The 23222-nt window shown below is 70.4% G+C and carries 19 protein-coding genes; 18 read left to right on the forward strand and 1 reads right to left on the reverse strand.

Going from position 1 to position 23222, the window contains the following annotated elements; all coding sequences use genetic code 11:
- Positions 1–3: 3 nt before the first annotated feature.
- The 17 genes from CVV68_RS13390 to CVV68_RS13470 are packed head-to-tail and all read left to right on the forward strand — an operon-like array spanning position 4 to position 20367.
- Positions 4–717 carry a T4 family baseplate hub assembly chaperone gene (locus CVV68_RS13390; RefSeq protein WP_110501515.1) on the forward strand — a complete coding sequence of 238 codons (714 nt, stop codon included), beginning with the start codon at positions 4–6 and terminating at the stop codon, positions 715–717.
- Positions 714–1520, forward strand: coding sequence for a hypothetical protein (locus tag CVV68_RS13395; RefSeq protein WP_110501516.1), 807 nt, complete (start codon positions 714–716; stop codon positions 1518–1520). The genes CVV68_RS13390 and CVV68_RS13395 overlap by 4 nt, the downstream gene beginning before the upstream one ends.
- Positions 1517–2797: a Pvc16 family protein gene (locus CVV68_RS13400; RefSeq protein WP_110501517.1), complete on the forward strand. Its 1281-nt coding sequence runs from the start codon at positions 1517–1519 to the stop codon at positions 2795–2797. Before CVV68_RS13395 ends, CVV68_RS13400 begins: the two co-directional genes overlap by 4 nt.
- Positions 2794–4803: an ATP-binding protein gene (locus CVV68_RS13405; protein ID WP_110501518.1), complete on the forward strand. Its 2010-nt coding sequence runs from the start codon at positions 2794–2796 to the stop codon at positions 4801–4803. The genes CVV68_RS13400 and CVV68_RS13405 overlap by 4 nt, the downstream gene beginning before the upstream one ends.
- Positions 4793–5083, forward strand: a complete 291-nt coding sequence (locus CVV68_RS13410) for a hypothetical protein (protein WP_110501519.1) — start codon at positions 4793–4795, stop codon at positions 5081–5083. Before CVV68_RS13405 ends, CVV68_RS13410 begins: the two co-directional genes overlap by 11 nt.
- Entirely contained in the window at positions 5076–6995 is a 1920-nt protein-coding gene (locus CVV68_RS13415) for an eCIS core domain-containing protein (RefSeq protein ID WP_110501520.1), read from the forward strand. The genes CVV68_RS13410 and CVV68_RS13415 overlap by 8 nt, the downstream gene beginning before the upstream one ends.
- A gap of 10 nt (positions 6996–7005) precedes the next feature.
- Positions 7006–7539, forward strand: a complete 534-nt coding sequence (locus tag CVV68_RS13420; RefSeq protein ID WP_110501521.1) for a hypothetical protein — start codon at positions 7006–7008, stop codon at positions 7537–7539.
- The gene (locus tag CVV68_RS13425) at positions 7536–8186 is read left to right on the forward strand and encodes a hypothetical protein (RefSeq protein WP_110501522.1); all 651 of its coding nucleotides are present in this window, start codon (positions 7536–7538) and stop codon (positions 8184–8186) included. The genes CVV68_RS13420 and CVV68_RS13425 overlap by 4 nt, the downstream gene beginning before the upstream one ends.
- Before the next feature lie 2 nt (positions 8187–8188).
- Positions 8189–8509 carry a LysM peptidoglycan-binding domain-containing protein gene (locus CVV68_RS13430; protein WP_110501523.1) on the forward strand — a complete coding sequence of 107 codons (321 nt, stop codon included), beginning with the start codon at positions 8189–8191 and terminating at the stop codon, positions 8507–8509.
- Positions 8502–9629 (forward strand): hypothetical protein, encoded by a 1128-nt coding sequence (locus CVV68_RS13435; protein ID WP_110501524.1) that lies wholly within the window; start codon positions 8502–8504, stop codon positions 9627–9629. The genes CVV68_RS13430 and CVV68_RS13435 overlap by 8 nt, the downstream gene beginning before the upstream one ends.
- Complete coding sequence (locus tag CVV68_RS13440; RefSeq protein WP_110501525.1) at positions 9626–10132, forward strand: phage baseplate assembly protein V; 507 nt, start codon at positions 9626–9628, stop codon at positions 10130–10132. The genes CVV68_RS13435 and CVV68_RS13440 overlap by 4 nt, the downstream gene beginning before the upstream one ends.
- Positions 10133–10156: 24 nt before the next feature.
- The gene (locus CVV68_RS13445; protein WP_110501526.1) at positions 10157–10480 is read left to right on the forward strand and encodes a hypothetical protein; all 324 of its coding nucleotides are present in this window, start codon (positions 10157–10159) and stop codon (positions 10478–10480) included.
- Positions 10481–10488: 8 nt separating this feature from the next.
- Positions 10489–10851: a GPW/gp25 family protein gene (locus CVV68_RS13450; RefSeq protein ID WP_110501527.1), complete on the forward strand. Its 363-nt coding sequence runs from the start codon at positions 10489–10491 to the stop codon at positions 10849–10851.
- Positions 10848–13496, forward strand: a complete 2649-nt coding sequence (locus CVV68_RS13455) for a putative baseplate assembly protein (RefSeq protein WP_110501528.1) — start codon at positions 10848–10850, stop codon at positions 13494–13496. The genes CVV68_RS13450 and CVV68_RS13455 overlap by 4 nt, the downstream gene beginning before the upstream one ends.
- Complete coding sequence (locus tag CVV68_RS13460) at positions 13493–16714, forward strand: putative baseplate assembly protein (RefSeq protein WP_110501529.1); 3222 nt, start codon at positions 13493–13495, stop codon at positions 16712–16714. The genes CVV68_RS13455 and CVV68_RS13460 overlap by 4 nt, the downstream gene beginning before the upstream one ends.
- Positions 16711–18972 carry a hypothetical protein gene (locus CVV68_RS13465; RefSeq protein ID WP_110501530.1) on the forward strand — a complete coding sequence of 754 codons (2262 nt, stop codon included), beginning with the start codon at positions 16711–16713 and terminating at the stop codon, positions 18970–18972. The genes CVV68_RS13460 and CVV68_RS13465 overlap by 4 nt, the downstream gene beginning before the upstream one ends.
- A gap of 9 nt (positions 18973–18981) precedes the next feature.
- Complete coding sequence (locus tag CVV68_RS13470; RefSeq protein ID WP_110501531.1) at positions 18982–20367, forward strand: DUF6519 domain-containing protein; 1386 nt, start codon at positions 18982–18984, stop codon at positions 20365–20367.
- 118 nt (positions 20368–20485) lie between these two features.
- Here the strand turns inward: CVV68_RS13470 and CVV68_RS13475 are convergent, their stop codons facing one another.
- Positions 20486–21274 carry a GNAT family N-acetyltransferase gene (locus CVV68_RS13475; protein ID WP_110501584.1) on the reverse strand — a complete coding sequence of 263 codons (789 nt, stop codon included), beginning with the start codon at positions 21272–21274 and terminating at the stop codon, positions 20486–20488.
- A 158-nt stretch (positions 21275–21432) separates the two neighbouring features.
- On the opposite strand from CVV68_RS13475, the gene CVV68_RS13480 reads away from it, so the two are divergent.
- Positions 21433–23217 carry an alpha/beta hydrolase domain-containing protein gene (locus tag CVV68_RS13480; protein ID WP_110501532.1) on the forward strand — a complete coding sequence of 595 codons (1785 nt, stop codon included), beginning with the start codon at positions 21433–21435 and terminating at the stop codon, positions 23215–23217.
- Positions 23218–23222: the final 5 nt, after the last annotated feature.

Raw genomic sequence — 23222 nt, forward strand, 5'->3', positions numbered from 1 at the left:
GCGGTGCCAGGGCCGGGGGCAGCCCAACTGCTGGAGGTGTGGGAACGGGGTCTTGACCAAGACCAGGCGCAGCGGGCGCTGACGCTGCTGGCCGCCGCCGTGCCGCAGGCGCAGCCCGGGGAGCTCGCCGGCTGGCCGCTGGGCCGGCGCGACGCGGCACTGCTGGCATTCCGGGCCGAACTCTTCGGCCCGGACCTGGACGCCGTGGCCCAATGCCCGGACTGCGGGCTGGAGGTGGAACTGTCCTTCCCCACGCTCGCGATGGCGGCCGGGGAAGCTGCACGGACGGTCACGGTCCGCCGGGACGGCTACGAGGTCACCCTGCGAGCCGTCACCAGCAACGACCTGCTCGGCCTGGATTCCGCCGACGCGCACACCGCCCTGGTGCACCGCTGCGTGGCAGCCGCCACGGCGTCCGGCGTTCACATGGAGCCCACAGACCTTCCGGCGGACCTCGTCGAAGCCCTAGGGGAGGAGCTGGCCCGCACTGACCCGGCCGCCATCACGGAACTGGCCCTTGAATGCCCTGACTGTTCCCACCAATGGCTGGCGCCGTTCCACATTGCCTCCTACCTGTGGGCGGAGCTGCACCACTGGGCCGGGCGCATGCTGCTGGAAATCGACGCCCTGGCCCGCACCTATGGCTGGAGTGAACACGAGATCCTGGCCCTTGCCCCGCGCCGCCGCCAGGCCTACCTGGAACTTGTGACGCCATGAGCTTTGTGGCCGGCCTGCTGGCCCGGGAACTTCCCACCGTGTCCCGAGGCGCCGGCGCCTCAGGGTCTGCCGGCACGACGCCGGTCCTCGCGGTGCTGCCCCGCCTCGCCTCCCGCTACGAGGAGGCCGGTGCCCCGCTGTGGCGGGGCAGCGGAAACGTCACCCTGGAAAGCGAGGCGGAATCAGGGGCGGAAACCGGGCCGGGCCAGGCCCATCGTTCGCCCGCGGCGCCAAAGCCGGCCTTCCCGACGGGCCCCGTGCCCGCCGGGCCAGGCCCCGCCACACGGACCGTGGGCGGCCCCGCGCTCCGGCCGGCGCCCGCGGCACCCGGCAGTCTGGGCTACCCTCCGGGGCCGGTTACGGAACGCCGCGCCGCCGTGGCCCAACACCGGGGTTACGCCGGACCTCCGCCGCCCGCTCCGGTGATCCGGCCCGTGCTTCGCCCCGCGGAACGGCCCGCCCAGGAAGCCCCGGGACTCCGCCACGGTGAAACGCAGGCAACAACTCCCAGGCGGCAGGACGGCGTCGTCCGTGGGCAGGCGGTGGCCACAGCTGTGCCCGCAGCAGCCACGCGCGCCCGCCGGGAGCCTGCCCCGCAGCCCGTGGCCCCGGCCACCGGCATGCTGCGCCCCCGGCTGGAGCCGCTGGTGCGCCGCGAAACGGTCCGGGCACCCGAACAGCACATCCACGTGCATATCGGGCGGATCGAGGTCAAGGCCGTCGCTGCGCCCACCCAGCGGCCCGCCGCCCCGGAACGGACCCGGCTGATGAGCCTGGACGAGTACCTGGAGGGACGGCCATGAGCAGCACCTGGGCCATCGCCGTCGTGACCGCCGCGCTGCGGAACCTGCTCCAAACCACTGTCCCCGCGCTGGATCCGGTGCTCTCGGACCTCAGCGTCACCACCCGGACGCCGGACATGGCCCGCAAGACCGTCAGTGGCTCCTCGCTTAACGTGTTCCTCTACGGCACCGCGGTCAATGCCGGCTGGCGCAACCAGGACCCGCCGCGGACTAGGCCGGGGGAGCAGGCCGTCCCGCCGCTGGCCCTGAACCTGCACTACCTGGTGACTGCCTACGGCCGCGACGACGCCGACCAGGACGCCGTGAGCCACCGGGCCCTGGCCGGGGCCATGAGCGTGCTGCACGACCACCCCGTGTTCAGTCCCGCCGAGCTGACGGCGGCGCTGGCCAACAGCGACGTGGCCGGCCAGCCTGAACGCCTGCGCATCACGCCCCTGCCGCTCACCACCGACGAGCTGTCCAAGCTGTGGACAGCGTTCCAGACCAACCTGCGCGTCTCCGCCGCGTACGAGGTGACGGTGGTGCTGATTGACAGCCACACCCCGCCCACCGCGCCCCTGCCCGTGCTGGTCCGCGGCGGCCAGGACCAAGGTGTGCAACTGGTCCTGGGCGCGGCTGCCTCGCTCACGGCCCTGCTGCCGCCGCGCTCGCAGGCAGCGGCCGAACAGGGGCTGGCCGTGGCGGTTACCGGGAGCAACCTCACGGCCGTGGACACCGTGCTGCGCTTCACCAGCATGTGGCGGCCGCTGCCGCCGGGCACACCCCTGCCGCCGGTGGAAGTGGCCCCCACTCCCGGTGCGGAACCGGGCCAGCTGCTGGTGGTGCCGCCGGACCTCACGGCTGATCCCGAGGCCTGGGGCCGCTGGGTGCCCGGGTTCTACACGGTCGACGCCGTGACCCGCACCGCCGGGAGCCCGGCCGCGGTCAGCAACGCGGTGGCTTTTGCCCTGGCCCCGGCCGTCACCGTCAGCCCCCATGCGCCGGCCACGGTATCCGCCGGTGGCACGGTCGCGCTGACGTGCTCGCCCAGGATTGGCGACGGCCAGCACGTGGTGGTGCTCTGCGGCGGTGCCAGTGCCGAGGCTGCCGTGAGCAATCCTGCCCCCGGGGATCCTGACTTTGCCAGCACGCCCAGCACCGTGACCTTTTCTGTGCCGGCCGTTCCGGTGGGCCTCCACCCGGTCAGGCTGCGGGTGGACGGCGTGGACAGCATTCCGGTCCTCTTCACGGGGCCCGTCCCGGCCTTTGACCCCGCCCAGCAGGTGAACGTCACATGAGCGCCCGGGAGGACTGGCTCCAGGCCAATGACAGTTTCCTGGCCGGGCGGACAGCATGGCTGCAACGGCGGCTGCAGGCCCTGGCCGGCGGCCCGGACGCGGGACGGGAGGGCCCTGCCGCCGCACCGGCCGGTGACCCGGACACCATTCCGCTGCTTCGTCTGGCCAAGGCCTTCAACTTGTCCGACTTTGAGGCCAACATCGTGCTCCTGTGCGTGGCCGTCGAGTTGGATCCTGACCTGGCCGCACTCTGTGGTGCCGCAGCCCACCGCCCGGAGCTGCCGTATCCCACCTTCGCCCTGGCCCGGGCCATCTTCGCGGACCCGGCGTGGGACGCCCTGTCGCCGGATGAGCCGCTGCTCTTTTGGCCGCTGGTGTGCGTGGCCGACGGCCGGCCGCTGCCGGCGGCCCGGCTGTACACGGACCAGCGGATAGTTGATTTTGTCCTGGGGCTGGACCACCTGGACGAGCGGCTGGGCGCCCTGGCCTCCCCCCTGCCACCGGTCCCCGGCGGGCTCTCCGCGTCCCAGCACGATGTGGCGCGGCGCCTCGCCACGCTGGCCACGGGCATGCGCCACGGACTGGCGCTCACCCTCCCGGGGCCGCACCGCGACGCCAAGGAGATGGTGGCCGCAGAGGCCGCGGCGGCCTTGGGGCTTCGGCTGTTCACCCTCGACGCCGGAGACATTCCCGCCGACGCCGTGGACGCGGTGCGGTTCGCCAGGCTGTGGCACCGGGAATCGGTGCTGTCCGGCGTCGCACTGTTCCTGGATGCAGCGGAGCTCGACGCCGCGGACCCCCAGGCCGGTGCCGTGCGCCGTTGGCTGGGCCACACCGGCGGCCTGGTTTTTGTGGCAGTCCACGAGCCCTGGCCGCAGCTGGGCGCGCTCGCCGTGGGGGTGGCGAAGCCGACGACGGCGGAACAGGCACAGTCCTGGCGGGCGGGCCTGGGCGTTGAAAACGGTGTTGGCGGCACAGGCGGCACAGGCGGCACTGGCGGCACTGGCGGCACTGACGGCACTGACGGTGCGGCCACGGCAAGCACCGGAAAACTGGCCGCCACCTTCGACTTTGACCTGACGGCCATCACGCGGACGTTCGCCCGGGCAGCAACGGAAGGGAAGCCCGGGCCGGATGCACTCTGGGCGGCCGCGCTGGAGACCGCCAGCCCGGCCCTGGACCGGCTGGCGCAACGGGTTCGGGCCACGGTGGCCCCGGACGCGCTCAAGCTGCCCCCCGCAGAACGTTCCCTGCTGCGGCAAATCGCCGGCCAGGTGGCCCACCGGGACACCGTCTACAACAGCTACGGCTTTGGCATCGGCATTCAGCGGGGCACCGGCCTGAGCGTCCTTTTTGCCGGCGAAAGCGGGACCGGAAAAACCATGGCGGCGGAGGCGCTCGCCCAAGAACTCAGGCTCCTGCTGTACAAGATCGACCTCTCGGCGGTGGTGAGCAAGTACATTGGCGAAACCGAAAAGAACCTCCGCAAACTCTTCGACGCCGCGGAAAACGGTGGGGCCATCCTGTTCTTTGACGAGGCGGACGCGTTGTTCGGCAAGCGCAGCGACGTCAGGGACAGCCACGACCGCTATGCCAACATCGAGGTCAGCTACCTGCTCCAGCGCATCGAGTCGTTCCGCGGGCTGGCCATCCTGGCCACCAACCGCAAGGACAGCCTCGATCAGGCCTTCCTGCGCCGGCTGCGCTTTGTGCTGGACTTCCCGTTCCCGGCCCTGCCCGAACGCCTCGCCATCTGGCGGGCCGTGTTCCCGGCCACCGCGCCCGTGGGGGCGCTGGACTTTGACCGTCTGTCCCGGCTGAACCTGACCGGCGGCAGCATCCACAATGTGGCGCTCAACGCCGCCTTCATGGCTGCCGGCGCCACAGGAACTGTCACCATGGATTTGGTGCTGGCGGCTGCCCGGGATGAATTCCGCAAGCTGGGCCGGCCCGTCAACGAAGGCGACTTCGCCTGGCACGGGGAGCTGGTGGACCATGGACATTGACGTGCAGATCGAACGGCTTGTCCTCGACGGGCTGGAACTGGGCCCGGGCGGCGCCGACGCACTGGCGGCCGCCCTTGAGGCCGAGCTGTCCCGGAGCCTGGCCGCCACCGGAGCCGGCCTGCGTGCCGGGTCACCGTCGGTCCCGGACGCGGCCGGCCCGGCATTCGGCAGCACCGGCCGGCTGGTGCTGCCGCCGGTGGCCGTCACTGCGGGAATGCAGCCGGGACTGCTGGGCCGTCGGATTGGCGCCACACTTGCCGGGGGGCTGAACCATGGCTGAAAAGATGGCCCCCACCCTGGCCCCACCCGTCCACCGGCCGGTGGTGGCGCGGGGGGGCACGCTGGCCCGCGAGCGCGCGGCCGATGCAGTGGCGGCCGCCGTGGCCGCAAACTCAGCCGGACATGCCGGGGGGCCGGAACGCCACGAAAGCCGGTCTCCGCTGGCCGAAACCACACTGGCCGCGCTGGCCCGTGGCGCAGCACGCACCATGCAATCGGCGGGGCAGCCGCTGCACGCCGGCACGCGCACCACCCTGGAACGGGAGATCGGTGCCGATCTTGGCGCTGTCCGCGTGCACGCCGGCGACGCCGCTGGCCGCTTTGCCGCATCCCTGGGAGCCAGGGCCGCCACCGTGGGGCAGGACATCCTGGGCAGCGCCGAACACCTCAACCCGGCCACCGCCGACGGCCTGCGGCTGATCAGCCACGAGGCAGCCCACACCCTCCAGCAGCGGCATGGGTCAGCCCCCGCCATCCAATTCGACGTCATCGACGACGTGCGGGACAAGCTCTCCTATGGCGTGCTCGACTGGGCCGTGACGGACTCGGACGCCATGGAGGCCCTGGCAGCGCTGGCGGCACTGCCCGCCCCCGCCCTGACGGCGGGCCTGGCGCGGCTTGAACAAAAGTACATCGACCGCCTCATCGACAACCTTCCCGACGCCGCCAAAACCGGTCCAGCCTATACTCGTGTCATCACCGCCATCGGGGCCGGCCGGGCCGTCCCCCAGGCGGCGGACAAGCTCAGCTACGGACTCTTTGACTGGGCCGTCACGGACGCCGACGTCACCAACGTCTTCAACACCATGGTGAACCTGCCGGCGCCCGAACAGGAGAAATTCCTGCTGGGGCTCAACACCGCCGGGAAGCTGGGGCGGCTGATCTCCAACTCCACGGCGGCTCACCAGGCCCTGTACATCCGGCCCTGGATCAACACCCTGACGCGGGGCCGGTTGACGGCGGACCAGCAGACCATCCTGCGGGTCATCGCCACCGAATCCTCCGACGGCGCCCTGGACACCCTGGTGCTGGCCGCCGGAATTCGCTTTGACGTGCCGGTGGGCCGCGGAACCATCGCCGGCTACCCTGCCTCCAATTGGACCGTGGACGCACTGCGGGAAACCTATCTGGCCCTGGACAGCCTGCCCGACTCCCATGTGGCCCGCAGCGCCGCCTTCCGGCGGGTGGGCGCGTTCTCGCAGGGTCCCGACGCGCGCGGGGAGATCACTGGCGGCGTGTATTCGGACACCAAGCGCGAACTCGACATCAATGTCTCCGACACCGGCCTGAGCGCCACCGTCCTGCACGAAACCGGGCACTCGGTGGACAAACAGATGGGGTGGAGCACCGGTCCGCTGCCCACGGACTCCAAGCGGGGCGGCTGGATACAGTATGGCGCCACCATGGGCATCTGCGCCCACGACATGGTGGACGATGCCAAGGCCGGGGTCTATGCGCTGACCGCCCCGCAACGCGGCGACGTTGAAACGGAGATGGCGACAGCCATGACCAACCGCACCATCGTGGGCCTGACCGCAAGGATTACCTCCCGGCCGTGGTTCGCCGGGCTGGCCGCCCCGGTGCGGGCCGGTGTGGTTGCGGACCCGGCGATCACGGCCATCGGCACCGGCCTGGACCATCCTTGGTTCAAGCCCAACGGCGGCGATCGGATCGGCGTGCCGGCCGCCCACGTCTACGAGGAGTCCTATGCCTCCCAGTGGAACCGTTACGAATACGCGGCCCGCACCCGGCTGCTGACCGACTACCAGTTCCGTGACCCGGGCGAATGGTTTGCCGAGGTCTACTCCTTCTACTTTGGCGGTACTGACAAGCGCCGTCAGCTCACCGCCAAGGACCCGGACACGGCAGCCTACTTTGCGGCCAGCGTGGCACCCCTGGCCCCCTCGAGATGAGAAGAAGACGATGGAACAGGAAGTGAGCGAACGCATCAGGGTGGCCGTGGCGCGGCGCACCCTGGAACTGGGCGGCCGCGGGCAAATCAGCCCCACCGACGTTTCCGTCACGCTGGAAGACACGGACGCGGCGCCCGGTTGCCGCCTCTTCACCGCCACGTGGGGTGCCGGCCGGGACGCCGGCGCCTTGTCCGGGCTGTTGCGCGACGACGACCCGCCGGACACCTTCCCAGGGCAGGCCTTCGGAAAGCTGTTGGAACGGTGGGGCGGGGCATCTCAACCGCCGGCCGCGGACGCCGTCGCCGCCGCGGCCGTATTCCTCCTGGACCCCGATCACCGGAGGGTTCCCGTGCTGGTGCCCACAGACCTTGCCGACTCGCCGGGCGCCGAACTGCCCTCCCTGATCGTCGGCGTACCGCTGCGGGGCGTGAATTTTTGGTGGTCCGACGCCGGCCGGCTGGCCCGCGTCACGGTGGCGGACGACGGTGCGGGCAAGGTGACCGTGGCCGAGGTCGCTGCCGGGCGGACGGGAGGCGCACCATGAGCGCCCCTCCGAACGCACCCCGCCTGGTTCGCGGCGGGATCGTGCTCGTGGACCCCGACACGGCCGCGGTCCTGCGGATCATTGCGCTCCAGTACAACCCGGCCACGCTGACCCGCACCCTGGCCATCCACGGCGCCGGAAAGGACACCCCTGACCGCTCCGAGGTGCTGCGCATCAAGGGCCCGCCCACCGAGACCATCAAGCTCGAGGCGGACATCGACGCCGTCGACCAGCTGGAGCTTGGCGCCGGCCCGGCCACCACCTCGGGGATTTTTCCGCAACTGGCCGCGCTGGAAATCTTGGTGTACCCCACCAGTGCCCAACTGCTTGCCAACAATGCCCTGCAGCAGGCCGGCAAGTTGGAGATTCTGCCCATGGAGGCTCCACTTCCCCTGTTTGTGTGGAGCAAAAACCGCGTAATCCCCGTGCGCATCACCGACTTCTCCATCACTGAGGAGGCGTTCGACGTCAACCTGAACCCCATCCAGGCCAAGGTCAGCCTGGGCCTGCGCGTGCTCACCGTGGACGACGCCGGGTTTGACCACCGCGCCGGCAGCCTGTTCATGAGCTACCTGGCGCAAAAGGAACAATTTGCCGCCGGCGGACCGCAAGCCACGCTGGACACGCTCGGAATCAGGGGGATCTAGCCATGGCCGCCAACTTTGGAGCCAACAGCCGCTACGCCACCACGGACACCCGTTCCTGGACGACGCCGGACGGTCAGGAGATCTCCTACCTGGCCCGCCGCTTCCTGCCGCACCCGGAAAACCTGGCGGGGATCGGCAGCCACGTGGTGGTGGCGGGGGACCGGCTGGACAACATTGCCGCCGCGGAGCTGGGGGATCCGGAATTGTGGTGGCGGGTGGCCGACGCCAACCGGGCCATGCTCTCGCTCGAGCTCACCGCTGAGCCGGGCACCACGCTGCGCATCGCGCTGCCCGAGGGCGTCCCAGGGATGCCCCATGTATAGCTCACTGCAACTGGGGCTCATGGTGGGCCCGGCCATCGCGGTGCCGGTCCCTGGGGACGTCATCGAGGCGCTCACCAGCGTCGAGGTCACGGCTGGCGACAACGGCCCCGGGGCCTTCACGCTCCAATTCAACATGAGCAACAACTCCGTGCTCCCCACCCTGTTCCTGGTGGCCGGCGGATCCCCGTTCCCGATTGTGCGGGTGGTGCTCACCGCATCACTTAACGGGTCCGTGACGGTGCTGGCCGACGGCGTCGTGACCCAGGTCCAGGTGCTGCCCGGCAGCGACGCGGCGCACTCGATCCTGCAGGTCACGGGGGAGGACCTGACCAAGCTCATGGACAAGCTGGACCTGACCGGGCTGCCCTTCCCGGCCATGCCCGCCGAAGCAGCCGTGGCCCTGGTGCTGGCCAAGTACCTTGCGCTGGGCGTGCTGCCGCTGATCGTGCCGAGCATCATGCTTGACGTGCCCATCCCCACGGAGAAGATCCCCACCCAGCAGGGCACCGACCTGAAATACATCACGGCGCTGGCCAGGAAGGTGGGCTACGTCTTCTACCTGGCACCCGGGCCGCTGCCCGGCACCAGCACGGCGTACTGGGGCCCGCGGATCAAGGTGGGGGTGCCGCAACCGGCGCTGAACCTGGACATGGACTCCTTCACGAACGCGGTCTCCATCACCTTCACCTACAAGCCGCAAAAGGCCGTGCTGCCGCTGGTCTACATCCAAAATATACAAACCCACATCCCCCTCGTCATTCCCATCCCGCCCATCACCCCGCTCAACCCGCCGCTGGGGCTCGTGAACCCGCCGCCGTCGAACACCCTGCCGCTGAAGGACACGGCCAAATACACGCCGGCCGAAGCCATCATGGTGGGCATCGCCACGGCCGCGAACACGGCGGACACGGTGGAGGGCATCGGCTCCCTGGACGTGCTGCGCTACGGGAGGCTGCTCGCCCCGCGCCAGCTCGTGGGCGTGCGCGGGGCCGGGCTGGCCTTCGACGGCCTGTACTACGTGGCCGAGGTCCGGCACACGATCAAGCGCGGCGAGTTCACCCAAAAGTTCACGCTGAGCCGCAACGGGCTCATCTCGACGGTATCGGCGGTGGCGGCATGAGCGGTGACTATTTTGGCAAGTTCCGCGGCACAGTGGTGCAAAACGTGGACCCGCAGCAGATGGGGCGCATCCAGGCGATCGTCCCCAGCGTCACCAACGTCATCCCCGCCACCTGGGCCATGCCCTGTGCGCCGTTCACGGGCAAGCAGTCCGGCGTGTTTGTGGTGCCGGCCATTGGATCGGCCGTCTGGATCGAATACGAGCAGGGGGACCTGGACTACCCCATCTGGACGGGTGGATTCTGGGGCAGCGCAGCCGAGGTGCCCGCGATTGCGCTCGCCGGCAACCCGCTCAGCCCCAGCATCGTGCTCCAAAGCGGGCTCGGGAACTCCATCACCATCAGCGACCTGCCGGGCCCTGCCGGCGGCATCCAAATCAAGAGCGCCGGAGGGGCCTCCATCCTGGTCAACGAAACGGGCATCACCATCACCAACGGGGCGGCCACCATTGTGCTGGCCGGGCCCACGGTCACCATCAACAACGGGGCGCTGGCCGTCACCTGAGGGCCGCAACGAAAGGGGAACACCATGCCGGGACCACTGCTCCACGTGGGCGCCACGGTGCTGTGCGCGCACGGCGGCCAGGCGCAACCTACCACGCCCAACCCGCGCGTCTCCGTGGGCGGCCAGCCCACCGTGACGGTGTCTCCGCCGTGGGCCGTGGCCGGCTGCCCCATGCCGCCGCCGTCGGCCGGAAACGGCCCCTGCGTCACCGCCACCTGGACAACGTCGGCCACCCGGCTCACGTCCGGCGGCCAGCCCCTGCTGCTGGCGGACAGCCAGGCGTTGTGCACGCCAACGGCCACACCGCTGCTGCCCGTCGCCTTTCAACTGCGGGCCACCGGGATCTGAGGGACGCCATGAACATCGACTACCCGTGGCACTTCGACCAGCGGGGCCGCACGGCCTCCACCGACGACGCCGACCACGTGCGCGACATGATTGAGGCGTTCCTGTTCACCAACCCCGGGGAACGGGTCAACCGCCCCGATTTTGGCAGCGGACTGCAACAGCTCATCTTCGGCCCCAACAGCCCTGAACTGGCCGCCGCCCTGCAGTTCACGGTCCAGGCCGGGCTGCAGCGCTGGCTCGGCGATGTCCTGAGCGTGCAGTCGCTTACGGTGGACAGCATCGATTCCACCATCAGCGTGGACATCAGCTACGTGCTGGCCGGCGGCAGCGACGTCCAGACGGAAACGTTTACTTCAGGTGGTACGCCATGAGTGCCGGGACTGCCGGGACGCCCTGCGGCGTCGTGTGCACTGGCGGCGGCTGTTGCGGCACGGACGTGACCCGGGCGGCCGCCTATGCCAACCGTGCGCAGCGCAACGCGATCGACTATGTGGAGGTCTCCGAGGACCAGCTGACCGTGTACGTGTATTTCATGGGTGCCGTGCCCGCCGTCGCGGGCGGTTCTGAGCCGGATGGCCTGCGGAGCGCCAACGTGCGCGTCACCGGCGGCGACGCCGTGACGGGCATCGTGGTGACCGGCCTGGCCGTACTTGAATCGGATGACGGCGCCGCCCCGGGCGACGATTCCGAGGACGACCCGGCCGGCACAGCGCTGGCCGTCACGGTGGACCGGCGCGGGGACTTCTCCAGCTACACCCTCAGCCTGGGCGTCCCCGGCCAGGACGGCGGGTGGGCCGCCCTGCCCGGCTTCGACCCAGCCTTCTCCGCCGCCTGCTTCAGCTTCAAGGCCGCCTGCCCCACCGGCATCGACTGCGTACAACCCTGCGACGCCCCGGCCCCCGCTCCACCGGACCCCTCCATCGACTACCTTGCCAAGGACTACGAAAGCTTCCGCACGCTGCTGCTGGACCGGCTCGCCACCACCATGCCGGGGTGGCAGGAACGGCACGCGGCCGACGTCGGGATCGCGCTTGTGGAGGCCATGGCCTATGCCGCGGACGAGCTGAGCTACTACCAGGACGCCGTCGGCACCGAGGCATACCTGCGCACGGCCCGCCGGAGAATTTCCGTGCGCCGGCACGTGCGCCTGGTGGACTACTACCTCCACGAAGGCTTGAACGCGCGCGCCTGGCTGACCGTGTGGACGGACCGGGACACCCCTCCCGTGGACGCCGCCGACGTCTACTTCATCACGGGCTTCCCGGAACTGTCCGCCTCACTCGGCACCGTGCTGACGGACCATCTTTTGGCCCAGCTGCCCACCGGCGGCTACACGGTGTTTGAACCCGTGGACCCCGCCGCCACGGTTCTGGTGTTCCGGGCCGCGCACAGCGAAATTGCGCTGGACACGGGCGGTGAACCGGAGTGTGCCCTGCCCCGGGGGTCCACCCGCGCCACCCTCGTGGACAAGGCCCTGTGGCGCCAAGCCAATCCGGAATCAGAGCTTCCCGCCCGCTGGGGCACCGACATCCCCGTTCAACCGCTGGTCCTGGCCGTGGGGGACGTGCTGGTCCTCGAGGAGGTCCGCGGACCCGCCACGGGTGACTCCGCCGACGCCGACCCCCGTCACCGGCAGGCCGTGCGGCTGACCGCCGTGACGCCTCCGGCGGACGGCGGCTGGCTCGTGGACGTGGCCTGGGACAGTGCCGACGCGCTCACCTTCACCCTGTGCCTGTCCACCCGCACCCCGGCCCCCGGCTGCTTGCCGGTGGAGGGCATTTCCGTGGCCCGCGGCAACGTGCTGCTGGTGGACCACGGCCAGCGTGTGGCGGACCCGCCCTGGGACCCCGTCCCGACCCTGACAGTGGCTGGCGAATGCTCCTGCGAGGACGCCGCCGTGGAGGAAACACGCACCGCCGCAGCACTCACGCCAACGCTCGCCAGGGGCCCGCTCACCCACACCGAAGCGGTGCTGCCGGGCGCCTCCGCCTGCCCGGCCGCCGATTTCCTGGTGCGCGACCCGCGGCAGGCACTGCCCGTCGTCGAACTTTCCTTCACGGACCCCGCCACGGGAGTAGCCACGCTGTGGGAGCCGCGGCGGACCCTGCTGGACAGCGGACCCCTGGACCGGGTTTTTGTGGCGGAGATCGACGACGACGGCCGCGCCCGGCTGCGCTTTGGCGACGGCGCCCTGGGTAAACAACCGGCCGCCGGGCTGGTGGGGACGGCGCGGTACCGGGTGGGCAACGGGACCGTGGGCAAGGTGGGGCGGGACAGCATCGCCTTCATGGTGTTGCGGAACGCGGCCTGGAGCGGGGCCAACGTCAGGCCGCGGAATCCGCTGCCCGCCGCGGGAGGTCTGGACCCCGAAACCGTGGCCGAGGCCAGGCTGCTGGCACCGGATGAGTTCCGGCGCAGCCTGCTCCGGGCCATCACGGCCGACGACTACGCCACCCTGGCCGGAACGCAGCCGGGCCTGCAACGGGCAGCCGCCCAACTGGCGTGGACGGGCAGCTGGTACGAGGCCCGGGTGGGCATTGATCCGTGGGGGAGCGAACAACCCGCCGCACAACTGCTTGCCGCGACCAGGACCGGGCTGGCCCCCTACCGGCGCATGGGACACGACCTCGCCGTCACCGTGGCGGACTACGTGCCCGTCGACGTGGAGCTCTCCGTTTGCGTGTTGGCGCACTACGTCCGCGGCGACGTCCGGGGACGGCTGCTGCGCGTGCTGGGCAGCGGCACCGCCGGGTCCGGGACATTGGGCTTCTTCCACCCGGACCGGCTGACCTTTGGCGGCGGCGTGTACGTCTCGGCCCTCGTGGCGGCCGCGCAAGCCGTGCCCGGCGTCGAAAGCGTCGTGGTGACGCGGCTCCAGCGGCAGGGGCAGGACCCCAACCAGGAGCTGGAAAACGGCGTCCTGACCGTGGGGCCGCTGGAAATCGTCCGGTTGGACAACTCCCCGGACTTTCCGGACCACGGCCGGCTCACACTGACCTTGGGAGGCGGGCTATGAACAATCCGGCAGCGGGAACCGCGGGCGTCGGCGTGTGTACCGGAGCGTGTGGTGGTGGTGGCGGCTGTGGCGGTTGCGGTGGCGCATGCGGCGCCGGCGCGGCGGCGTCCACCCCGGCAGCCACGTCCAACCCGCCGGGACTCTCCGCCCTGGCCTGCCGGGTGGGCACCCGGACCGCCTTCCTGGCGGCCATGACGGCCCGGCTCTCCAGCGCCGACCACGCCCCGCTTGCGGCGCTGCGCACCCGGGACGGCAGTGACGCGTCCATGGCGCTGCTGGACGCCTGGGCAACAGCCGGGGACGTGCTCACCTTCTACCAGGAAAGGCTCTGCAACGAAGGCTACCTGCGCACCGCCATCGAACAACGCTCCCTGCATGAACTGGCCGCGCTGGTGGGTTGGCGCCCGCGGCCCGGCGTCGCGGCCACCGCCTACCTGGCGTACACGGTGGACCCCAACACAGCGGAGGTGCTCATTCCCGCGGGGTCCCGAGCCAACAGCATCCCAGCGCCGGGAGAGACCATGCAGGCCTTTGAAAGCAGCGACGAACTGCCCGCCCGGGCGGCCTGGAACCAGCTGCGCCCCCGCATGGCCCGCGACCAGACGGCGGCCTCCGTCATCGCCGACGGCCTGTACCTGGCCGGCACTTCCACCAATCTGGCACCCAACGACGCACTCGTGTTGGACCTGGGCACCGGGACCGTGCAGGCCGTGCGGGTCAAGGCCGTCACCGAGGACCCCGCCGCCCAGCTGACCCGCGTTGAGCTGGCGGACTGGCAGGGCGGAAACTTTGGGGCGTCCGTCCAGCGGCAGGCCATCGCCGCAGCCAGGGAGGCCATGGCGCCCGCCGCGGGGACCGCCACGGCCCACCGCGTGGGCATCATACTTGACGGCGTGGAAGAGCTCGAGGGTGCCGTGCCGGCAGAGCTGGCCCGCCAAGCCGGTGCAAAGGCCGTGCCCGCACTGCGCCGGGAACTGGCCGCCGCACGGGAGCGGGGCTACGCCCGGCTGATCCCCGCCCTGGCGGCGGCCCACGCAATCCTGTCCTCCATCGCGGCCCCCGTTCAGGCCGGACCCCGGGCGGCCGCCGGACGGACATCCAGGGAATGGGTGGCTGGGCAGACGGCCGCGCGGCCGGCATTTCGCGCCGCCGGCAGGGAGGAGAACCCCGTGGACATCCTGGTGGACGGCCTGCTCCGCCCGGCCTCCGTGCCGCCCGCCAACGCGCAGAAACTCGAACACTCCTACAAGGCCACGTTCTCGGGCGCCGGCGAGGTGTACCCGCAGCTGCTGTCCGGCCTATACACAAACCTGGCACCAACCCTGTTCCCGGCCCTGGCCGCGGAACGCATCAGCAGTTCCACCACCTTGTCCGTGTCCGTGCTGCGCCAACACTGCCCGTTGTTTGGCCACAACGCCCCGGTACCCGGCTCCTTCAAGGGCGGCATCTACGTCCCACCCACCTCCGACTGGCCGCTGGCCCTCGACGAACACGCGAATGTGGCCTACCTTGACGGTGCACAGGATCTCCTCCAAAACGGCCAATATGTGGTGCTGGAACACGGCTCCGACACGGACCCTGGCGACTTCAAGCCCGAGCTGACACTGATCAAGACCGTCCGCACCGGGTCCCGCCGCGCCTACGGGCTGGCGGCACCGGCCACCACGATGGTCCTCTCGGACCCCTGGTGGCAGCCGCAGGGGCGTGACTTCCCCGACGGACCCGACACCATGGGCACCTTGCGGGCATCCACTGCCCATGTCCGGCAGGAACCCCTGGAGCTGGCCCGGGAACCGGTCACCGCCGACGTCGCCGGCAGGGAACTCGAACTGGACGGGCTCTACGACGGCCTCACAGCCGGCCGCTGGGTGGTGGTCACGGGGGTGCGCACGGACCTGGCCGCGGCCGGCGTCCAGGGCGCCGAGCTGCTCATGCTGGCCGCCGTCGTCCATACGGGCCAAAGCGGCGACGGCGGGATACTTGCGGGGGAGGACCGGCACACCTTCCTGACGTTCGCCCAGCCGCTGGCCTACACCTACCAGCGGGATACCGTCAGCGTCTTCGGCAACGTGGCCCACGCCACGCACGGGGAAACGCGGCAGGAAGTCCTTGGCGCCGGCAACGCTGCGCTGGCCCTGCAGCAGTTCACCCTCAAGCAGGCACCCCTGACATATTTGGCGGCGCCCACGCCCGCCGGCGCCGCGAGCACCCTGGTGGTGCGCGTGAACGGGGTGCAGTGGCCGGAGGTGCCGTCCCTGGGCTACCTGGCCGGCCCGCAGCGCGGATTCTTCACGAGCGATACGCCCACGGGCACCACCACCATCACCTTCGGCAATCCGCCCCACGGGCAGCGCCTCCCCACGGGAACGGACAACGTGCGGGCCGGGTACCGCAGCGGCATCGGGGCGCCGGGCAATGTCCGGGCCGGACAAATCAGCCAGCTGGCCACCCGCCCGCTGGGTGTCACGGCCGTCACCAACCCCTTGCGGACCTCCGGCGGGGCCGGTGCCGAATCCGCTGAACTGACCCGCAGCAACGCCCCACGCTCCGTCACGGCCCTGGACCGGCTCGTGTCCGTGGGGGACTATGCGGACTTTGCCGCCACCTTCGCCGGGATCGGCAAGGCCAGCTCCGCGCTCCTGTACGCCGGCGGGTCGGCACTGCTCCAGCTCACCATCGCCGGCGTGGACGACGTGCCCATCGACGCCGGATCGGACCTGTTCCGCAACCTCCGCAGGGCCCTGGTGATCTACGGCGACCCCCAGCTGCGCGTCAACCTGGTGGCACGCGAGGCGTTGGCTCTGGTGCTCAGCGCCAACGTGAAGGTGTCCGCGGACTACGACTGGACCCTCGTGGAACCGGCCGTGCGGGCCGCCCTCCTCGGCGCCTGCGGCTTTGACGCCATGGCGCTGGGTGCTGACGTGCCCACCAGTGCCGTCATCGCCGTCATGGCGGCCGTCCCCGGCGTCGACTACGTTGACCTGGACATCTTCCGCACGCTCGAGGCGGCAGAGCTGACAGCCGGCGTGGCCGACCTCGCCGGGGGGCCGCCGTCCAACCTGGCACCGCAAACCGGAAACGGAATGTCCGGGCTGCCCCCGCGGCGCATTGCCGTCGCGCCGGACAGGGTGGAGGGCGGCGTGCCGCTCCCGGCCCAACTCGCCTGGTTCCAAGCCGCTGTCCCGGACAGCCTGATCCTGAACGAGGTGCGCCCATGAACCGGCCGGCAGACTACCTGTACAACCTCCTGCCCGTCATCTACCGGATCCGGGACGCCGAACAGGGATACCCGCTGCGCGGGCTGCTGGCCGTCATGGATGAACAGGGCTCCCTGATCGAGCAAAACATGGACACGCTCTACGGGAACTTCTTCATCGAAACGGCCGAGGACTGGGCCGTCCCCTACCTGGGCGAGCTGGTGGGCTACGAACCCGTACACGACGCCGGGCTCCCCGGCACGGGTCCCGGCAGCGCCGCACGCAACAGGATCCTGGCACCCCGGCGCGAGGCCGCCCACACCGTGAACTTCAGGCGGCGCAAGGGGACCCTGGCCGTGCTGGAACAGCTCGCGCTGGAAACCTCCGGGTGGCAGGCCCACGCCGTGGAGTTCTTCACCCTGCTGGGCTGGAACCAGCACCTGAACCACCAGCATTTGGACCGCGGAGGCGCCCTGTCACTGCGCGCCGGCAGGGCCCTGGCCCTGCCGGGCGGACCCGAGGACCGGGCGGCCCATACAATCGATGTCCGCCGTCCCGGCTCCCACCGGACCCGCGGGCGCTACAACATTCCTTCGGTCGGTCTCTTCGCCGCACCCCTGCGGTCCTACGGACTTTCGGATGCCCCCGCCTGCTGTGTGGAAAAAGAGGGCAGCCAGTGCTTCACCTTCAGCGTGCTGGGACACGACACCCCCTTGTTCACCCAGCCCGTGGAACAGGGCTCGGCCGACTCCCTCCGCCCCGAACTGCGCCTGCCGGAGGCCATCGGCCACCGGGCGTTCGAGCACGTCGAAAGCCGCCGCCCGCCCAAGGCGAGGGCGTCGGCGTCGTACTTTGGGCCTGGCCGCAGCGTCTCCGTGACGGCGTGGGGCTGGCGCGGGCAGGCCAAGGTTGCTCTGGCGCCCAACGAGGTCATCCCGGCCAACCTGGCCGACTGGCACGCCTACAAGGCGCCGCGCAACAAGGTCCTGGTGGATCCCGAACGCGGCCGGCTCGTGTTCCCGGCCGGGCAGCTGCCCCGCGGCGTCACCGTGGACTACCACTACGGCTTCAGCATGGAGTTGGGCGGCGGGGAATACCCGCGCCAGACGTCCCAGCCCTCCGGTGCGAGCGTCTACCGGGTGCGCAAGACCGCCCGGCTGCCCGGCGAGTACGCCACGGTGTCCGCCGCCTACGCCCAGTGGTGCACGGACCGCGACACCGCGGACCCGGCGTCCGGCACCACCTCGGCCGTCCTGGAGATCATGGACAGCCGCGCCTACGAGGAACGCCTGGAATTCACCTTGATTCCCGGTGAATACCTGCAGCTGCGCGCGGCCAGCGGGGCCCGGCCCGTCCTCCGGCTCCTGGACTACCGCGTGGACCAGCCCGACCCGCTCAGCGTCACGGGCGGGGCGGCCGGCCGCTTCGTGCTGGACGGGCTGCTGGTGGTGGGCCGCGGACTGGTGGTCAACGGCCCGGCCGCCCGCCGCGGCGCCGGCGACGGCGAGGACCCCACCGGCGGCGGTGATTTGTGCGAGGTCGCCATCCGCCACTGCACCCTGGTGCCCGGCTGGAACCTGGACTGCGACTGCGAACCGCAGCGCCCCGAGGAGCCGTCCATCGTGCTGGACGGGACACGGGCCGCCGTGCGGATCACGCGCAGCATCCTGGGCCCCGTGCAGGTGCGCCGCGACCCTGACAACGGAAACGCGCCGCTGCTGGCGCTCGCCGATTCCCTGTGGGACGCCACCGATCCGTGCAACATTGCGCTCGGCGACGAGGTGGGCGGCACGGCGTTCAGTGCCCTGTGCGTGCAACGCTGCACGGTCATCGGCGACGTGCTGGCCCACGCCGTCACGCTGGGCGAGGACAGCATCTTCCTCGGTGCGCTCGTGGCGGCCCGCCGGCAGCTCGGCTGTTTGCGCTTCTGCTACGTCTCCGACGGCTCCCGGACGCCGCGCCGCTACAACTGCCAGCCGGACATGGTCCGGGAAGCCGCCGCGGCATTGACACCGGATGACCCCGCCGCGGCCACCCTGGCCGCCGACCGGGAGGCGTTGCGGGTCCGCCCCGCCCTGGCCAGCAGGCGTTACGGCAACCCGGTGCATGGGCGCCTGGCGCCGGGGACGGCCGCGGAAATCGTGCGGGGAGCCTCCGACGAATCCGAGATGGGCGTCCTCCACGAACTGTTCCAACCCCAGCGTGCCGCGAACCTGCGCGCACGGCTGGATGAATATACCGTCGCCAGCTATTCCGCGGGCATCTTTTACACCAGATAGGGGCACATCATGAAGGGCGACTTCAGCCGGGACACCTTTGATCCGCGCAACCATTACACCCGCGTCCTCCTGCAACAGGGGCGTGTCCACCTCGATGCCGACTTCAACGAGCAGGCAGCCATCGGCGTGCACTACCAGCGGCTCCTGGCGCGCGATGTGATTGGCCCGGAGGGAGGGCCGCGGGACAACGCCGGCTTTGCCGTCATCACGGACCAGGCCGTCGCGAAGCCGCTGGGCAAGAAGCTGGTGCCGGGGGACTTTTTGATCGGAGCCGGACGCTACTACGTCAACGGGGCCGTGTGCCAAAACCCGGCCGCCCTGCTGTACAGCGAGCAGCCCGGCTACCCGTTCGACGACGCGACCACCACGGACAGCCTGGCCGATCTGCCCAACTACACCATCTACCTCGACGTCTGGGAGCGGCACATCAACGCCGTGGAGGATCCCGGCCTCCTGGAACCGGCCCTTGGCGGGCCGGACACCGCCACCCGGGCCCAGCTCACCTGGCAGGTGCGTGCGCTGCCCGGCGGGCTGGCCGACGGCGGAACGGATGTGGCGGGGCACTTTGTGCGTGCCGTGCCGTTGCTGGCCGCGCAGGCCGAGCCGCCCGCCACGAACAACGACCCCTGTTCGGTGGATCCGGCGGCCCGCTACCGGGGCCTGGAAAACCAGCTGTACCGTGTGGAAATCCACGCCCCCGGCCCGGCCGGCGCCCCGGGATCGGGAGCAACCTTCAAGTGGTCGCGGGACAACGGCTCGGTGACCATGCCGCTGGCCGGATCACCCGCCGTGGACACGGTCTCCAACACCACTGCGGTCACGCTGACCACACTGGGCCGGGACACCGACCTGGGCCTGGTGGTGGGCGGCTGGGTGGAACTTGTTGATGACAACTCCACGCTCCGGCATGCCGCCGCGCCACTGCTGCGCGTCCATTCGATCGACCGCGACGACTTCAGCGTGGTGCTGGAAGGGCTCGCGGACCCCGCAACGGGCCTGGATCCCCGGCTGCACCCGTACCTGCGCCGCTGGGACCACGACGGCGACCCCGCGTCCGGCGGGGCGGTGGCCGTAGTCGAATCTGCCGCCGGGGCGCCGCAGTGGCTGGACCTTGAGGATGGCGTGCAGGTGTATTTCCAAGGCGCGGACGGCGGAGCGCCGGGCGACTACCGGACGGGCGACTACTGGCTCATTCCGGCCCGCACGGCCACCGGCGACGTCGAGTGGCCCCGCGAAGACGGGGTGGCGGACCTCAACCCGCAGCCGCTGCCGCCCCACGGCGAGGAACACGCCTATGCCGGGCTGTCCGGCGTCGGACCCGGCCCGGCCGGGACACCTGGGCAGGTGTTCACAGAGTTGCGGAAGTTCTTCGCCCCGCTCGCCCATGCCCTGTAACCCCGTCTCACGCGGTGACGGCGTGCAATGATGGCGGCGGCGTGTGAATTTTCATACGCCCCCGCCAGCTTGGCACGCCGTTGGCGGTTCTGGCGGCTGCGGTCGCCGACGACGTGCGTCAGTGCTTCCATTCATACGGCGTGGTGGTGGAGACCTTGACGAGCCCGGACCGTTCCAGGATGGGGCGGGAGAATTCCGTGGAGTCGCTGTGGACATACTTCCTGCCCATGGCCAGCGCCGAACGCGCCCGCTCCGCCGTCAGCGCCCGGTAGATGCCGCGGCCGCGGAACTCCTCCAGGGTGGAGCCGCCCCAGATCCCCACAAAGTCCGTGCCTGGCACCGGTTCCAGCCGGCCGGCGCTGACCATGCGGCCGTCCAACTCCGCCACCCACAGTTCCATGCCGTCGTCGCGGGACAGACGTGCGATCAAGGCACCCGCGGTGCGCGTACTCACAGACTCGCCAAAAGCCTGGTCCGCCATGGCGCTCATGGTCCGCACATCGGCGTCGGATGTCACCTTGCGCAGCGTCACGCCGTCGGGCAGGGGAACGTCCGCGCACAGGCCCTCCAGTGGGCCCACCATGATGGATTCCGTTTCACCGGCCACAAATCCATTCGCCACCAACGCCTCATGGAGGCCCGGCGCGTGGTCGTGGCCGCGGGTTTTCCATTCGATTTCGGTGATGGCCTGGTCCGCACTGAAACGGGCCAGGGCGTCCACTACCATTCTGGCGATTTCGGAAGCATTGGCACCAGCCAGATCCCGATAGGTGATGAAACCGCGGCCACCGGCAAAGGTCACCAGCCGCAGCGGACCTAAAATCGTGACGCTTAACGCGCTGGGCGTCTCCGCATCGGTCCGGAGTTGTTCGTCATAGGCTCGAAGATAGTGCTCGATATTAGTCATTGGCACCAGCATGTCAGGGCATTGGGCCGTGGTGCAACGGCGCCCGGGCCGGGAAAGGCCGCACCGGGCCCTTGCCTCGCGGAATAGGCTGCGGCGATACTGAGGGAAGGTCTGGCCGGTCTTCTGAACGGCGGAACCGGACAGCGAAAGACGGACCCATGATCGAGCGGCTTGAAACGCACCGGGTGGAGACCTTTGGTGACGGTGCGTATGAATGGAGCACTGCGACGGCCTCATACGCCGTTGACCCTTTGGATCCCGGCACCTCCCGCATCACCGACCTTTCGCTCGTCCCCACCGGCGCGGACGGGAAGGTCCGATTCACGGGCGACGTAGTCATCCTCCGCCCGCGCGCCGGCGGGAACGGCCGGGCGTTGCTGTCCGTGCCCAACCGGGGCTTCACCCAGCTGCCGTTCAGTGTCGACGCCATCCCCGGCGGGGCCGGAACGCCGCCGTCGGCCGGGGACGCATACCTCTTGGCGAGGGGCTGGACCGTGGCCCTTCCCGGCTGGCAGTGGGACGTCCCCGCCGGCCTGATCGGCATCGATGCACCGGTCCTCGACGTTGCGCCGGGCCAGCTTCGCGCCGACTTCAGGATTGAGGCGCCGGTCAACGAGCGTCGGATTGGGGACAGTGTCCCCGGCGGCCTGGGGATGCCCGGCGTCGACTTCGCCTGCTACCCCGCGGCCGACGTCGACGACCCAAACGCCACCCTGAGGGTCCGGGTGGCACAGATGGGCCCGGGCAAGTTGGTTCCACGGTCCGAGTGGTCCTTCACCTCGCCCACAAGGGTGGCACTGCGCGGCGGGTTCCGGCCCTCGCACTGGTACGAGCTCATCTACCGCTCCACGCATGCGCCGGTGGCCGGTGTCGGACTTCTTGCGCTGCGTGACATGGGCGCCCACCTCCGGCGGGACCACGGGGGAGTCCTGGCCCATGGCATTTCGCAGTCCGGGCGCCTGCTTCGAGAATTCCTGTTTCAGGGGCTCAACGTGGATGAAGAAGGCCGCAAGGTGTTCGATGGCGTATTTGCCGACATCGCCAGTGCCCGGCGCGGGGAGTTCAACCGCCGCTACGCCCAGCCCGGACTCCTGGCCCCGATGATGCCCGAATACGGCCCACCGTACGACTCGGCGTCCTTGCTTGCACGCCAGCGCTCACGCGGCGCCGTGCCCAAGGTCATGCTCACCAACAGCGCCTGGGAGTACTGGCGCGGCGACGGTGCCCTGGTCCACCAGGACCCCGTGACCGGCGCGGACCTCCCCGAGGACCCGGACGTCCGCGTGCACCTGCTCAGCGGCACGGACCACATCGGCTCAGCGCCTGCCATCAAGGCCATGATGCCCCTGGCCAACCCGCCACACGAACTCAACCCGCTGCCGATCCACCGGGCCCTGCTGGAGCAGCTGGTCCAGTGGGCGCTCAACGGGGTCCGGCCCGAGCCGAGTTCGGTGCCGAGGATCTCGGACGGGACCGCGGTCACCCGCGAAACAGTGCTCAAGGCATTCGCCCCGGCGGCGGTCCCCGACCTGGATGTCCTTCCCTACACGCCCGATCTCGACCCGGGGTCTGCCCCCTGGCCGATCGAGTTCGGCGCACCGCAGCTTGCCTTGGTCTCGGCCGTCGACGCAACCGGTAATGAACGGGCGGGCATCCGCCTCCCGGCGGTGGAGACTGGCATCGCTTCCTATACAGGCTGGAACCCGCGGCGGCACATCGACGGCCTGCCCGACGTCCTGTACGACATGCTCGGCAGCCGGATCCCTCGCCCGTCGCGGCAGGCACCCACCGTCGGAGAACTGCGACGCGCCGCCGAATCGCTCGTGCAACGCCGCTTCCTGTTGGCTGACGACGTCGAACTCGCCGTCGGACAGGCGCTCGCCGAACTCCGCGACCCCGACGCCGACGCCGGGGAACGCCAGCTGCCTGGCGCGGGCGGCTGAGGTCT

This window comes from Arthrobacter livingstonensis, from assembly GCF_003219815.1.
GTDB lineage: Bacteria > Actinomycetota > Actinomycetes > Actinomycetales > Micrococcaceae > Specibacter > Specibacter livingstonensis.

Excerpts from the sequence above, each read along its gene's own strand:
- CVV68_RS13395 (WP_110501516.1), top strand. The coding sequence starts at position 714 with ATGAGCTTTGTGGCCGGCCTGCTGGCCCGGGAACTTCCCACCGTGTCC.
- CVV68_RS13400 (WP_110501517.1), top strand. The coding sequence starts at position 1,517 with ATGAGCAGCACCTGGGCCATCGCCGTCGTGACCGCCGCGCTGCGGAAC.
- CVV68_RS13405 (WP_110501518.1), top strand. The coding sequence starts at position 2,794 with ATGAGCGCCCGGGAGGACTGGCTCCAGGCCAATGACAGTTTCCTGGCC.
- CVV68_RS13410 (WP_110501519.1), top strand. The coding sequence starts at position 4,793 with ATGGACATTGACGTGCAGATCGAACGGCTTGTCCTCGACGGGCTGGAA.
- CVV68_RS13415 (WP_110501520.1), top strand. The coding sequence starts at position 5,076 with ATGGCTGAAAAGATGGCCCCCACCCTGGCCCCACCCGTCCACCGGCCG.
- CVV68_RS13420 (WP_110501521.1), top strand. The coding sequence starts at position 7,006 with ATGGAACAGGAAGTGAGCGAACGCATCAGGGTGGCCGTGGCGCGGCGC.
- CVV68_RS13425 (WP_110501522.1), top strand. The coding sequence starts at position 7,536 with ATGAGCGCCCCTCCGAACGCACCCCGCCTGGTTCGCGGCGGGATCGTG.
- CVV68_RS13430 (WP_110501523.1), top strand. The coding sequence starts at position 8,189 with ATGGCCGCCAACTTTGGAGCCAACAGCCGCTACGCCACCACGGACACC.
- CVV68_RS13435 (WP_110501524.1), top strand. The coding sequence starts at position 8,502 with ATGTATAGCTCACTGCAACTGGGGCTCATGGTGGGCCCGGCCATCGCG.
- CVV68_RS13440 (WP_110501525.1), top strand. The coding sequence starts at position 9,626 with ATGAGCGGTGACTATTTTGGCAAGTTCCGCGGCACAGTGGTGCAAAAC.
- CVV68_RS13445 (WP_110501526.1), top strand. The coding sequence starts at position 10,157 with ATGCCGGGACCACTGCTCCACGTGGGCGCCACGGTGCTGTGCGCGCAC.
- CVV68_RS13450 (WP_110501527.1), top strand. The coding sequence starts at position 10,489 with ATGAACATCGACTACCCGTGGCACTTCGACCAGCGGGGCCGCACGGCC.
- CVV68_RS13455 (WP_110501528.1), top strand. The coding sequence starts at position 10,848 with ATGAGTGCCGGGACTGCCGGGACGCCCTGCGGCGTCGTGTGCACTGGC.
- CVV68_RS13460 (WP_110501529.1), top strand. The coding sequence starts at position 13,493 with ATGAACAATCCGGCAGCGGGAACCGCGGGCGTCGGCGTGTGTACCGGA.
- CVV68_RS13465 (WP_110501530.1), top strand. The coding sequence starts at position 16,711 with ATGAACCGGCCGGCAGACTACCTGTACAACCTCCTGCCCGTCATCTAC.
- CVV68_RS13470 (WP_110501531.1), top strand. The coding sequence starts at position 18,982 with ATGAAGGGCGACTTCAGCCGGGACACCTTTGATCCGCGCAACCATTAC.
- CVV68_RS13475 (WP_110501584.1), bottom strand. The coding sequence starts at position 21,274 with ATGACTAATATCGAGCACTATCTTCGAGCCTATGACGAACAACTCCGG.
- CVV68_RS13480 (WP_110501532.1), top strand. The coding sequence starts at position 21,433 with ATGATCGAGCGGCTTGAAACGCACCGGGTGGAGACCTTTGGTGACGGT.